Below are 12,728 nucleotides of genomic sequence, written 5' to 3' on the forward strand. Positions count from 1 at the left end.
AACGAGGTGTTTGTCGATGAGACGGACTCTGCGCACCGCCACGGCCGCGCTCGCGTTCGGCGCGCTCCTCGCCTCGGGCGCGTGCACGACCGACGGCGACACGTCCACCGGCGCGACCAAGACGACCTTGACGATCGGCACCATGACGCCGGCGCGCAGCATGGACCCGATCGACGCCGGCGGCGGCGGTACGCCGTACTTCCAGGCGGTCTACGACACGCTGATCAAGCGGGAGCCGGACGGCAAGCTCACGCCGATGCTGGCCAGCGCCTGGAAGTACGACGCGAGCCTCACCTCGCTCACGCTGACCCTGCGCGACGGAGTCACGTTCGACGACGGCACACCGCTGGACGCACCGGCGGTGAAGGCGAACCTCGACCGGTTCCGCAAGGCCGCGAGCGCGGAGGCCGCGCAGGCGCTGAGCACCAAGTCGGTCGCGGCCCCGGACGCCAAGACGGTCGTCCTCACGCTGAACGGCCCGGACCCGGCGCTACTCGACAGCCTCTCCGACGCGTACGGCTTCATCGCGAACCCGGCCAAGTTCGGCCGGGACAAGCCGTTCGCGACGCTCCCGGACGGCACCGGCCCGTACGAGCTGGACGCCGAGAACACCACCACCGGCTCGATCTGGACGTTCACCCGCAAGAGCAAGTACTGGGGTGAGGCGCCGCCGTTCCAGAAGGTGACGATCCGCGTGTTCGACAACGAGAACGCGATCGTCAACGGGCTCAAGACCAACCAGATCGACGCCGCCGTGCTGCAGAACGTCGACCAGCAGGTGGCCGCCACCTCCGGGACGAAGCTCAAGACCGCGTCCCAGGAGATCGACCTCAAGCTCTTCAACATCTTCGACCGCAAGGGCGCACGGGTGCCCGCGCTGGGCGACGTTCGGGTCCGGCAGGCGATCAACTACGCCCTCGATCGCGACGTGATGGTCAAGCAGATCCAGCAGGGTCGTGGCACGGCCACCAACCAGATCTGGGGCACGCAGGCGCCGGGGTACGACAAGGAGTTGGACTCGTATTACGCGCACGACCCCGCCAAGGCGAAGGCGCTGCTCGCCGCGGCCGGCTACGGGTCCGGCTTCACGTTGACGCTGTCCCGGCTCGCCGCGCTGGTGCCGGACTCGCTGGCCGAGGCGATGAAGTCAGATCTCGCCGCGGTCGGCATTACCCTGAAATGGGACGACCTGGACCAGGCTTCGTTCCTGACCAAGACGTTCCGTGAGTTCAAGTACCCCGGCGTCGTGATGAACGGCGGCCAGCCCGCGAAGGACTGGGCCACGGTCAGCGCGTCCCTCCTGCCGAGGACGATCTCCAATCCGTTCGGCGACACCGACCCGACGGTCGAGCAGTTGGCGGCCAAGATCCGTGCCAGCGAGCCGGCTCGGGCCGCGACCTACGCCCAGCAGCTCAACCGGCACATCGTCGAGCAGGCGTGGTTCGTTCCGCTGTACCGGATGCAGTACCTGCACGTCACCGTCCCCACGGTGACCGCCGTACCGCAGGCAGGCCTTGCCGTACCCGCCCTGTACAACTACCGCCCGGCCGCCTGAGGCCGACTCGTCGCCCGGCGCCACGGTGGCGTCGGGCGGCGCTGCCCCGAGAGGAAGATCCGGCGTGCTCGGATTCGTGCTCCGGCGAGCGGGCGCAGGACTGCTGCTCGTGTTCGTCATCTCCTTCGTGACGTACCTGCTGTTGTCGATACCGGACAACGACGTGGCGCGTGCCCTGCTCGGGTCGAACGCGCCGGAGTCCCTGGTCCGGGCGAAGAACGCCGAGCTGGGCGTCGACCGGCCGGTGCTCGTGCAGTACCTGGACTGGCTCAGTCATGCGGTCCGCGGTGACCTGGGGCGGTCGTGGTTCACCAGCGAGAACGTGTCCACCGCGATCGCGGCCCGGCTCCCGGTCACGCTGAGCCTCATGGTCGGTGTCACGCTGCTGACCGCACTGGTCGCCTTCGCGCTGGGGACCTGGGCCGGAGTACGCCGGGGCGCGGCCGACCGGTTCGTCCAGGTGCTCGGCGTGCTCGGCTACGCGCTGCCGGGCTTCCTCGTCACGCTCGTGATCGTCCTGGTCTTCGCGGTACGGCTGGGCTGGTTCCCGGCGATCGGCTACATCCCGCTGACCGACTCGGTGAGCGGCTGGTTGTCCACGATCACCCTGCCCATCCTGTCGCTCTCGATCAGTGCGGTGGCAGGCACCAGCCAGCAGGTGCGCTCGGCCGTGATCGAGGTGTCACGCCAGGACTACGTCCGGACGTTGCGCTCCCGCGGGCTGCCCACGCGAACCATCCTGTGCAAGCACGTGCTGCGCAACGCCTCCGCGCCGGCGCTGACCGTGCTCGGCATGCAGTTCGTCGGCCTGCTCGGCGGCACGGTCCTGGTCGAGCAGATCTTCGGCCTCCCCGGCCTGGGGAGCATGGCCGTGCAGTACACGACCCGAGGCGACATTCCGGTGATCATGGGGCTGTTGACCGTCACGGTGATCGGCGTCGTCCTGATCAACCTCGCCGTGGACCTCGCCATCGGCCTGCTCAACCCGAAAGCGAGGCGCGCATGAGATCCGCTCGCCGGCTGCTGCGCAATCCGCTCGGCGTGGTGTCCGCGCTGATCCTGATCCTGGTCGTCGGTGCAGCGCTGGCCGCGCCGCTGCTCACCCAGCAGCAGCCGGACGCCGCGTCGCTGCGCGACGCCTTCGGCGCCCCGCGCGCCGACCACCCGCTCGGCTTCGACTCCGCCGGACGCGACATCTTCAGCCGCCTGCTCTACGGGGCCCGCAACACGCTGGGCGGCGCCGCCCTCGCCGTCGCGGTGGCGGTCGCGCTCGGCATTCCCTCCGGCCTACTCGCCGGATACGCCGGCAAGTGGTTCGACGCGATCGCCAGCTGGCTGGTCAATCTGATCATGGCGCTGCCGGCCATGATCGTGCTGCTGGCGTCGCGAGCCGTCCTCGGGCCGACGGTCTGGGCCCTCATGGTCATCCTGGGCGTGCTGGCCGCCCCCAGCTTCTTCCGGCTGGTCCGAGGCATCGTCGTCAACGTCCGCGGCGAGCTCTACGTCGACGCCGCCCGGGTCTCCGGGCTGCCGCCGTGGCGGATCGTCGTGCGGCACGTGCTGATCGTGGTCCGCGCGCCGATCATCATCCAGCTCGCCCTGGTCGCCGGCCTCGCACTCAGCCTGCAGGCCGGCCTGGAGTTCATCGGCGTCGGCTCGAGCAGCGCCCTGCCCACCTGGGGCGCGATGCTCAACGAGGGGTTCCAGAACGTCCAGCGTGCTCCCCGGCTCATGCTCTGGCCCGGCCTGGCGCTCGGGCTGACCAGCGCGGCGCTGGTGCTGCTCGCCGCCGCGCTGCGCGATGCGCTGGAGGATCGAGGCACCGATCCCGCCCCGGTACGCCGCCGGCGAGTCGCCGAGGCACGTCCCGCACGGACGGACGGGAAGCCGGAACGGGCTGCCCTGCTCTCGGTGCGTTCGCTCGCGGTCGCGTACCGGCTACCGGACGGCACGGAACGGGAGGTCGTCCACGACGTCGACCTCGACGTGGCGGCGGGCCGCATCGTCGGCCTGGTCGGAGAGTCCGGATCCGGTAAGACCCAGACCGCCTTCGCGATCCTGGGCATCCTGCCGGACGGCGGCCGGGTCAGCGGCGGGAGCATCACGATCGACGGTGAGGACGTCGCCGGGTTGAGCGCCCGCCGGTGGCGCACGCTGCGCACCTCGGTCGTCGCGTACGTCCCGCAGGAGCCGATGAGCAATCTCGACCCGTCGTTCACCGTCGGCTCGCAGCTCGTCGAGGCGATCCGGGCGGCAGGCGGGCGATCGCGCGCCGCCGCCAGGCAGCGCGCCGTCGAGCTGTTGCGGGCGGTGGAGATCCGGGACCCGCAGCGGGTGCTGCGCAGCTATCCCCACCAGATCTCCGGCGGGATGGCCCAGCGGGTGCTGATCGCCGCCGCGATGGCCGGCGACCCGCGACTGCTGATCGCCGACGAGCCGACCACCGCGCTCGACGTCACGGTGCAGGCGGAGATCCTGGCCCTGCTGCGCCGGCTCCAGGCCGAACGCGGTCTCGGGGTGCTGCTGGTGACCCACAACCTCGGTGTGGTGGCCGACCTGTGCGACACCGTCGCGGTGATGCGCCAGGGCCGGATCGTCGAGAGCGGGCCGGTCGCCGAGGTGCTCGGCGCACCGTCCCACGACTACACCCGTGCGCTGGTCGACGCGGTGCTCGATCGGCCCGAAACGGAGGTCCGGTGACCCTGCTGCAGCTCACCCAGGTGCGGGTCAGCTATCCGGGCCGCGGCTGGCGTGGCCGTCCCACCGAGGTACTGGCCGGCGTCGATCTGGCGCTCGAGGCCGGGCAGACCCACGGCCTGGTCGGCGAGTCCGGATCCGGCAAGACGACGATCGGGCGGGCCATCCTCGGGCTCGTCCCGATCAGCGGCGGCGCCATCCACCTGGACGGCGTACCGATTCACGGCCTGCGCCCACGGCAGCGACGTGCGCTGAGCCGGGACGTCCAGGTGGTCTTCCAGGACCCCTACACGTCGCTGAACCCGTCCCGGCCGATCGGGGACACGCTCGCCGAGCCCCTGTACGCCCAGGGGCGTCGACCGCGTACCGCCCGGGACCGCGTGGCCGGGCTACTGGAGCGAGTCGGACTGCCCGCCGACGCGATGCACCGGCTGCCGCGGGAGTTCTCCGGCGGCCAGCGACAGCGCATCGCGATCGCCCGCGCGCTCGCCATCGAGCCGCGCCTGATCGTGTGCGACGAGCCGGTGTCCGCTCTGGATCTGACCACCCAGCGCACGGTGCTCGACCTGTTGCTCGAGATCCAGCGTGACACCGGGGTGGCGTACCTGTTCATCTCGCACGACCTGGCCGTGGTCCGGCACGTCAGCCACGTCGTCTCGGTCATCCGGCACGGCGAGATCGTCGAGTCCGGCCCGGCCGCGACGGTGACCGGCGCGCCGCAACATTCCTACACGCGCCAGTTGCTGCTGTCCGCGCCGGTCGCGGATCCGGTGCGGCAACGGGCACGGCGGGAAGCCTACGAGCGGGAGTTCGCCCGATGATCCGAGCAGTTGTTCCGAACCCGCAGCAGCTCGCCTGGTCCGGACGGGTCCGCCCGTTGGAGGCGGGTGTGCTGCGGGTCTGCGGTCCGGACTCGCTGATCGCCGACGTCGCGGCCCTGGCCGCCCGCTGCGGCGGTCCGACGCTCCGGGCCGCCGCGGCGGACGCCGCCGACGTGGTCGTCGAGATCGACGCCGAGTGGCGACCCGATCCGGTGTGCGAGGAGCCGATCGGCCTTGACCCGGGCTGCGGCCCGGAGGCGTACGCCGTGCACGGGCGGCTGGTGCAAGCCGCCACCGAGGCCGGGGCGTACCGGGCGCTGACGGTGATCCTGCAGGCGATCGATGCGGACGGGCTCCCGCTGTTCGAGGCCGTGGACGCACCGGCCCTGCGCTGGCGAGGTCTCACCCTCGACGTTTCTCGCCACTTCCTTTCGATCGCCGAACTCGAGGCGATCGTGGACCTGCTGGCCTACTACCGGCTGAACGTGCTGCACCTGCACCTGACCGACAACCAGGCGTGGCGGCTCCGGATGCCGGGCCGGCCCGCGCTGACTCCGCCCGAGGGCAGCTACAGCGCCGACGACCTGGCCGCACTCGCCGCGTACGCGGGTCGTCGGCACGTGACCCTGCTGCCCGAGATCGACATGCCCGGGCACGTGCTCGCCGCCCTGACCGCGTACCCGGACCTGGTCGGCGATCGGCCCGCCCCGCTGCCGGGGCTGGGCCATCTGCGGCCGCGCGTCCCCGCCGCGGTCCGGTTCGCCGAGGAGGCCGTCGACCTGCTCTGCTCGCTGCTGCCCGGGCCGTACGTGCACGTCGGCGGGGACGAAGCGATCGGCATGGACCCGCAGGAGTACGCGGAGTTCGTCCAGCTGGTCCACGCCCGGGTCCGCGGCCACGGAAAGCGCCCGGTGGCCTGGCAGGAGGCGTCCCGGGCACGGGTCTTCCGCGAGGGTGACGTGCTGCAACAGTGGATCTCACCGCGCGATGCGCCCCGGCCGGAGGACCTCGACCGGCTGCCGCCCGAGTACGCCGCATTCCGCGACACCTTCGCGGCCGCCTTCCGCCCGGCGCCGCAGGACCTGCCGCGTGCGCTGGCAGACGGCGCCTGGCTCCTGCTGTCGCCGAGCCATCCGTGCTACCTCGACCGTCGATACGCCGAGCCGTCCCTCGATCCGGCGCAGGACGCGCTGATGACCCGCCTCGGCCATCCGGGGTATCCCGCGGAGCACACCCGAGATCTTTACCGAACCACCTGGGACGACCTGCCCCGGGTGGCCGGCGCGCAGGCGGCTCTGTGGGCGGAGACGATCACCGGCATCGGTGATCTGGCCGCGCTGTTGCTGCCGCGCCTGCCGCTGCTGGCGGAGATGATGTGGAGCCGACGCCGCCGCCCCTGGCCGGAGGTGGCCGCTGGGATCGCTGGGCACGCGCCGGTCTGGGAAAGCCTGGGGCTGGCCGGCTACTACCGTTCCGCCGATGTCTTCGTCCGCCATTCCTAGGAGAGATCGCTTGTCCCAGACGGAACGCCTCACCAAGGGTGAGCGCACGCGTCAGCGGATCCTGGCCGCGGCCCTGAAGATCTTCGCCGAGCGTGGCTACGCCGGCGTGTCCCTGCGCGAGGTCGCGGCCCGCGCGGATATCACCCACGCCGGCCTGCTGCACTACTTCACGGGCAAGGACGACCTGCTGCTGACGATGATGATCGAGCGGGACCGGGCCGAGATCGAGGCGATTCGGAGTTACGTCGCCCGGCGCGGTGCCGGCGCCGAGCAGGTGATCATCCCGTGGATGATCCGGGACATCGCCCGGAACCAGAGCCGCCCGGACATCGCGCCGCTGTTCGTGAAGCTCTCCGCCGAGGCCACCGAGAGCAGCCACCCGGCGCACGAGTACTTCCGCAATCGGTACGCCCAGCTTCGCGAGTCGCTCGCCCGCGGCTTCGCGTACGCGTTCGCCACTGCCGACCCACCGGTGCGCGGACGCGACCCGCAGCACTGCGCCCAGCAGCTGATCGCGCTCGCCGACGGACTGCAGGTGCAGTGGCTGCTCGACCCGAACTCCACCGACATGGTCGCCTCGCTCCTGGACTACCTGCGCGGCGTCGGTGTCGAGGCGGACGGGTGGGCCGACATCGCCGTCCCCGAGGACCGGTCCACGTGACGTGGTTACTGGTCGCGGTGGTGACCGTGGCCGCGTTGGTTATCGGCACCTGGTCGGCGTTCCGGCTCAGCCCCTGGCCGCTCGTGCTGCTCATCCGGCACCTGCCCGCGCTGTCCGGCGAAGCGCTCAACGACCGCTTGGCCGGCCTCGTGCCGGACGGTGTCGCCTCGGTGGTCGACGAGCGATACGACGACGCCGACCGCGACGCCTACCTCGACGTGTTCCGCCCGGCCGGGAGCGCCGCCCTGCCGACGATCGTCTGGGTGCACGGCGGCGCCTTCATCGCGGGCACCCGCCTCGACATCCGCAACTACCTGCGCATCCTCGCGGACCGCGGCTTCACGACGGTCGGTGTCGAGTACTCGCACGCCCCCGAGCGCCGGTATCCGACCCCGATCCTGCAGGTCACCGCGGCACTGAGGTACCTGCAGCAGCACGCCGACCGACTCGGCGTCGACCCGGACCGGATCGTGCTCGCCGGGGACTCCGCGGGTGCGCAGATCGCCGGGCAGACCGCGTTGGCCCTCTGCGACCGGGAGTTCGCGGCCAAGGCCGGGTTGCCGCTGGTCCCACCGGCGGTCCGGATCCGGGCGACGGTGCTCGCCTGCGGGCCGTACGACCTGCACCTGCCGGACTACCAGGGCCAGTACGGCCGGTTCCTGCGCGCGATCATGTGGGCGTACACCGGCACGAAGGACTTCGAGAGCGATCCCCGCGTCGCCTGCGCCTCCCTGCCGCAGCACGTGAGCGCGCACTTCCCGCCGACCTTCCTGACCGTCGGCAACGGCGACCCGCTCCGCCGCCACTCAGTGGCCCTGGCCGAGGCACTGCGTGCGGCCGGTGCGCCGGTGGACACGTTGTTCTACCCCGACGACCACACGCCGCTGCTCGATCACGAGTACCAGCTCGACGTCACGACCGAGGCCGGCGCGGCCGCGTTGGAGCGGATCGTGGCGCACGTCGACGCGTACACGTCAGCTGAGCGGCCCGTCCGTCCCTCAGGACCTAGCCGGCGCGGCGCAGCCCGCGACTGAGCAGCGCGGACAGACCCTTGACCAGCGCGCCCGCGGCGTTGACCAGGCCGGGACGCCGCCGGCCCAGCCGCGCGGCCAGCGGGAGCGTCGCGACCGCACCCAACCCGAAGAGCACCCACAGCACGCTGTACGTCGCCTCGCCGGCGCCCAGCCGTTCCCGGACGAACGCCGGGCTCGCCGACTCGAAGGGCCCGTACACGAAGTAGTACGCGGTCGACAGGGCGATGAACAGCGCCACCCCACGCCCGGAGCGCGTCGCGGCGCGGTCCTCGCCGCCGGAGCACCAGGATCACCAGCGCGGTCTGCAGCCCCGACCAACCCTGCGGCTGCGCGATCCAGAGCAGCAGCATCAGCACGAAGTTCTCCGCCGACGCGGAGAGGAACGACACCGCGCTGATCTGCCAGACGACCCGCGGAAGCCGTCCGCTTCCGGGCCGCGTGGCGGTGACCGTCACCGGACGTCCGCCGAACCGGCGCCACCGTCCTCGCGGGGCACGCTCAGGTCGACCGGGCAGGTCCGGCCGCACGCGGACCAGGTGCAGGTCCGGCAGGTCGTGTCGGCCTCGGCGCGCTGCCGTGGCTCGGTGATCAGGACGGTCGCCAACGCCTCGACGAACGGCCCGCGTTGCTCCGGGGGGAGCCGGACGAGCAGCGAGTCGACGGCGGCGTCCCGCGCGTGTTGCCAGGCGGCGAGCCGCTCGGCCCCGGCCGGGGTCAGCCGCAGCGGCACCCCCCGCCCGGTCGATCGGTCACGGCGCAGCAGGTCCCGGGACGCCAGCCGGTCGACGAGGCGCACGGTGCCGGACTGGGTGAGCCCGACCCGCGTCCGCAGCCACTCCACCGAGCAGCCGTCGTGCTCCGCGACCAGGGTCAGCGCGGCGAGTTCGCGAGGGTCCACGTCGGCGTCCCGGGCCGCGTCGCACATCCGGTCGTGTAGCACCGAGGCGAACGCCATCACCACGTTGGCGGTATGCATGAGTCATTCATATCGCATCGACGACTCGCGTCATGGCGGTCGGGCGCAAACAAAGGTCGTGTGGTATTGGCCATCGCCGATCCCCGCTCGTGCCCTGTGATTCGCGATAAAAGAGGCGACCTGAGCGAGATCTCTTTCGATTGAGCCTTGACGCGCGGCGTGAACCTGGCAGCCTTATACCCAGTGGTTCGCAATGGGGCCGCGCTTTCAGAGGACATTGAGTATGGCTACTGGCACCGTTAAGTGGTTCAACGCTGAGAAGGGCTTCGGGTTCATCGCACCCGACGGAGGCGGCGCAGACGTCTTCGCCCACTACTCGGCTATCCAGACGCAGGGTTACAAGGAGCTGAACGAGGGCCAGTCGGTCGAGTTCGACGTCACTCAGGGGCAGAAGGGCCCGCAGGCGGCCAACATCCGCCCGCTGTAGGCCACCGCGCCACCGCCTCGGCGGTGGCGTTTTGCACGTAGACGCAGCGGGCCTGCGCCCGGTCAAGCGACCGGACGCAGGCCCGCTGCTCTGTGCTCAGAGGCGGAACGCCGGCGCGGCGGTCCGTACACCTAGCCGACCATCCGGCAGGCGTCTGCTCAGGACGACTCGGCGACCGAGTACCGCCGCGGTTATACGGCACGACCCTGGCGAACCCCCGGATGGATCGACGGACCGTCAGGGGCCGAGACCCATTCGTGATCGGTCCCGGAGGTCACCGGAAGTCGTCGGCGTGGAGCGCCGCCCACTCTCCGAAGGAACGCGGTGGGCGCCCGGTGACCTTCTCGACGTCGGGGAAGACTTGGGACTCGTCGAGCGTGCCGTCGCCGTAGAAGCTGAAGAACGCGTCGACGTACTCGGCCGGCGTGCCCTGCTCCATCTCGGCGCGGGCCTCGTCGTCGGAGAGCCCCACGCAGCGCAGCTCGCGGCCGATCGCGTCGGCCAGCACGGCGACCTGATCGGCGGGCAGCAGCGACTGCGGGCCGGTCAGATCGTAGATCCGCCCTTCGTGCCCGCCGCCGCTCAGCGCCCGGGCGGCGACCGCCGCGATGTCCTCCGGAGCGACGCACGCGACCCGGACGTTCGGGAACGGCACCCGGACGACGTCGCCCTCGCGCAGCTGCGGCAACCAGCGCAGAGCGTTGGACATGAACGCCCGCGGCCGCAGCATCGTCCAGGTCAGGCCCGAATCGCGCACCGCCCGCTCGGAGAGCGTCATGTAGCGGGAGATCGCGTTGGTCAAGTCCTCCAGCGCCGCCGACCCGCCCGACAGCAGGACCACGTGCCGCACACCCGCCGACCGGGCCCGCGCCAGCATCTCCGGCATGCCGGCGTAGCCGGGCAACAGGAACATCGCGTCCACGCCGGCGAATGCCTCGTCCAGGGACTCGGGACGATTGAGGTCCCCCAGGACCGCCTCGACGCCGTCCGGGTGCGCGGCCTCGCGCCTGCGGACCAGGGCACGCGCCGGTAGCCCGGCTTCGGCCAGCGTGCCGACCAAAGCACTGCCCACGTTGCCGGTGGCGCCGGTGATCAGAAACATGCTGCTCCTCGTCTCACGGGGACCCTGAATCCTCTCATCACGCCGCCAGGACGAGACTGAACAGCGCGTCGCTCAGGGGCCACCGGGGACGACCAGGCCGGACTCGTACGCCACCACCACGGCTTGCGTGCGGTCACGCAGTCCCAGCTTGGCGAGCACCCGGCTGACGTGCGACTTGACCGTCTCCTCGCCGACCACGAGACGAGCGGCGATCTCCGGGTTCGACAGGCCCTCGGCGATGAGCCGGAGCACCTCGGTCTCGCGGGCGGTCAGCGTGCGGAGGGCGGGGCCGAGCTCACGCCGTCGCACGCGCATCCGGGCGAACTCCGCGACGAGTCGCCGGGTCACGGTCGGGGCGAGCAGAGCCTCCCCGGCGGCGATGACGCGGACGGCGTCGAAGACCCGCTCGGCGGTCGCCTCCTTGAGCAGGAATCCGCTGGCGCCGGCGTCGAGGGCGTCGTAGACGAGCTCGTCGAGGTCGAACGTCGTCAGGATCAGGACGCGCGGTGGCTGACGGCCGGCGAGTAGACGGCGGGTCGCCTCGATGCCGTCCATGCCCGGCATCCGGATGTCCATCAGCACGACGTCGGGGTGCAGCTCGCGGCAGACCCGCAGTGCCTGCTCGCCGTCGGCGGCCGAGCCCACCACGGTGAAGTCGGGCTGGGTGGAGAGCAGAAGCTCGAAGGCCGTCCGCACGACGTCCTGGTCGTCGACGACGACGATGCGGGTCGCCGTCATCGGGTCGCTCCCTTCGTCGGCAGAACCGCTTCGACCAGGAACCCGGCGCCCGGCGCGGCCCCCGCCACGACCCGGCCACCGACCACCGCGGCCCGTTCCCGCATCCCGGCCAGGCCGTGTCCGTGTCCGCTGTCGGCCTCCGGCTGCGGGCCGGGGCCGTTGTCGTGGATGCGAACGACCAACTCCTCGCCGTTGTACCGCAGTTCGACGTCGACCGCCGCGCCGGCGGCGTGCCGGCGGGTATTGGTCAGCGCCTCCTGCACGATCCGGTAGGCGGCCAGCTCGATCCCGGGGTCGAGTGGTTCGACCGCGCCACTCACGATCAGCCGGACACCGCTGCCGGACGCCGCGTCGCGTACCTCGTCGAGGAGCGCATTGAGCTGGTGGAGTCCCGGCTGGGGCTCCAGTGTGGACTCCGCGTCGACGTCCTCCCGTAACACGCCGAGCAGCCGCCGCATCTCGGTCAACGCGGTGCGGGCCGTGTCGCCGATCGCGGTGAGCCGGCGGGCGCCGTCGGGCGGCAGCCCCGGGGTGGCGAGCCGAGCCGCCTCCGCCTGCAGGGCGATCATCGTGATGTGGTGCGCGACGACGTCGTGGAGCTCCCGGGCGATGCGGGCGCGCTCACCCCGGGCGGCGTACTCCATCAACGAAGCGGCCGCGGACTGCTCGGCCGCACGGTGTCGGCGGCGGGCCTCGCGCAGCCGTAGCGTCGCTCCCACCGCGGTCGCCAGCGTCGTCACCCCCAGGAGGGCGAGGGCGAGGGCGAGCCCGCCGGGCCGGTCGTCCCACGCCGCCAGGGCGGCGTACGCGACGAACGGCAGGACGAGCGGGGCAGCGATCCGCAGTGGACGCGTCCGTCCGGCGGCGCCGTAGAGCACCACCAGCGCGGCGATTCCGGCGACCGTCACCGGGGACACGATCAGCAGACCGGACAGGACGGCCACGGCCGACAGCGCGGCGGCCGTCGCCGGCCAGAGCCGCACCAGCGCGACCGGAGCCACCCCGGCGAGCGCGACGAGCACGGCCAGGGCCAGCGGAGGGCGATCGGAGGCGCGCACCACCACCTCGGTCACCGCGGCGGCACCGAGCGCGGCCGTCAGGGCAGCCGCCCCCACTCCCTTCACCTCCGTCATTGTGACCGGCCCGGACATCGGTGTCGTCCATCCCGGCAGGGATGCGTACCCCCCAACTGAGGGAGATCGGCGGCGGCGAAGA

13 protein-coding genes are annotated in these 12,728 nt (G+C 71.8%); 8 read left to right on the forward strand and 5 right to left on the reverse strand.

Features of this window, described 5'->3' with window-relative positions; translation table 11 throughout:
• Nucleotides 1-16: 16 nt before the first annotated feature.
• The 7 genes from ABEB28_RS00470 to ABEB28_RS00500 all read left to right on the forward strand — a co-directional run bounded on the left by ABEB28_RS00470 (nucleotide 17) and on the right by ABEB28_RS00500 (nucleotide 8,270).
• Nucleotides 17-1,555: an ABC transporter substrate-binding protein gene (locus ABEB28_RS00470; RefSeq protein WP_345725882.1), complete on the forward strand. Its 1,539-nt coding sequence runs from the start codon at nucleotides 17-19 to the stop codon at nucleotides 1,553-1,555.
• A 64-nt stretch (nucleotides 1,556-1,619) separates the two neighbouring features.
• Nucleotides 1,620-2,561 (forward strand): ABC transporter permease, encoded by a 942-nt coding sequence (locus ABEB28_RS00475; protein ID WP_345725883.1) that lies wholly within the window; start codon nucleotides 1,620-1,622, stop codon nucleotides 2,559-2,561.
• Nucleotides 2,558-4,255, forward strand: coding sequence for a dipeptide/oligopeptide/nickel ABC transporter permease/ATP-binding protein (locus tag ABEB28_RS00480; protein WP_345725884.1), 1,698 nt, complete (start codon nucleotides 2,558-2,560; stop codon nucleotides 4,253-4,255). The genes ABEB28_RS00475 and ABEB28_RS00480 overlap by 4 nt, the downstream gene beginning before the upstream one ends.
• On the forward strand, nucleotides 4,252-5,073 hold the full coding sequence (locus ABEB28_RS00485) for an ATP-binding cassette domain-containing protein (RefSeq protein WP_345725885.1): 822 nt from the start codon (nucleotides 4,252-4,254) through the stop codon (nucleotides 5,071-5,073). Before ABEB28_RS00480 ends, ABEB28_RS00485 begins: the two co-directional genes overlap by 4 nt.
• Nucleotides 5,070-6,575 carry a family 20 glycosylhydrolase gene (locus tag ABEB28_RS00490; protein ID WP_345725886.1) on the forward strand — a complete coding sequence of 502 codons (1,506 nt, stop codon included), beginning with the start codon at nucleotides 5,070-5,072 and terminating at the stop codon, nucleotides 6,573-6,575. Before ABEB28_RS00485 ends, ABEB28_RS00490 begins: the two co-directional genes overlap by 4 nt.
• A gap of 10 nt (nucleotides 6,576-6,585) precedes the next feature.
• Entirely contained in the window at nucleotides 6,586-7,236 is a 651-nt protein-coding gene (locus tag ABEB28_RS00495; RefSeq protein ID WP_345725887.1) for a TetR/AcrR family transcriptional regulator, read from the forward strand.
• A complete protein-coding gene (locus ABEB28_RS00500) occupies nucleotides 7,233-8,270 on the forward strand; it encodes an alpha/beta hydrolase (protein WP_345725888.1) in 1,038 nt (345 codons plus the stop codon). Before ABEB28_RS00495 ends, ABEB28_RS00500 begins: the two co-directional genes overlap by 4 nt.
• On the opposite strand, the gene ABEB28_RS00505 is transcribed toward ABEB28_RS00500, so the two are convergent.
• Together ABEB28_RS00505 and ABEB28_RS00510 are read right to left on the reverse strand one after the other, a co-directional pair.
• Entirely contained in the window at nucleotides 8,242-8,508 is a 267-nt protein-coding gene (locus tag ABEB28_RS00505; RefSeq protein ID WP_345725889.1) for a hypothetical protein, read from the reverse strand. The two genes, ABEB28_RS00500 and ABEB28_RS00505, sit on opposite strands and share 29 nt — an antisense overlap.
• Before the next feature lie 213 nt (nucleotides 8,509-8,721).
• Complete coding sequence (locus tag ABEB28_RS00510; RefSeq protein ID WP_345725890.1) at nucleotides 8,722-9,246, reverse strand: MarR family winged helix-turn-helix transcriptional regulator; 525 nt, start codon at nucleotides 9,244-9,246, stop codon at nucleotides 8,722-8,724.
• A gap of 223 nt (nucleotides 9,247-9,469) precedes the next feature.
• On the opposite strand from ABEB28_RS00510, the gene ABEB28_RS00515 reads away from it, so the two are divergent.
• The gene (locus ABEB28_RS00515; RefSeq protein ID WP_345725891.1) at nucleotides 9,470-9,673 is read left to right on the forward strand and encodes a cold-shock protein; all 204 of its coding nucleotides are present in this window, start codon (nucleotides 9,470-9,472) and stop codon (nucleotides 9,671-9,673) included.
• 274 nt (nucleotides 9,674-9,947) lie between these two features.
• Here ABEB28_RS00515 and ABEB28_RS00520 read toward each other — a convergent pair whose 3' ends face one another.
• The 3 genes from ABEB28_RS00520 to ABEB28_RS00530 all read right to left on the reverse strand — a co-directional run bounded on the left by ABEB28_RS00520 (nucleotide 9,948) and on the right by ABEB28_RS00530 (nucleotide 12,646).
• The gene (locus ABEB28_RS00520) at nucleotides 9,948-10,775 is read right to left on the reverse strand and encodes an SDR family oxidoreductase (RefSeq protein WP_345725892.1); all 828 of its coding nucleotides are present in this window, start codon (nucleotides 10,773-10,775) and stop codon (nucleotides 9,948-9,950) included.
• A gap of 72 nt (nucleotides 10,776-10,847) precedes the next feature.
• Entirely contained in the window at nucleotides 10,848-11,513 is a 666-nt protein-coding gene (locus ABEB28_RS00525; RefSeq protein ID WP_345725893.1) for a response regulator, read from the reverse strand.
• On the reverse strand, nucleotides 11,510-12,646 hold the full coding sequence (locus tag ABEB28_RS00530) for a sensor histidine kinase (protein ID WP_376980478.1): 1,137 nt from the start codon (nucleotides 12,644-12,646) through the stop codon (nucleotides 11,510-11,512). The genes ABEB28_RS00525 and ABEB28_RS00530 overlap by 4 nt, the downstream gene beginning before the upstream one ends.
• Nucleotides 12,647-12,728 lie beyond the last annotated feature (82 nt).

This window comes from Cryptosporangium minutisporangium (assembly GCF_039536245.1).
Taxonomy (GTDB): domain Bacteria; phylum Actinomycetota; class Actinomycetes; order Mycobacteriales; family Cryptosporangiaceae; genus Cryptosporangium; species Cryptosporangium minutisporangium.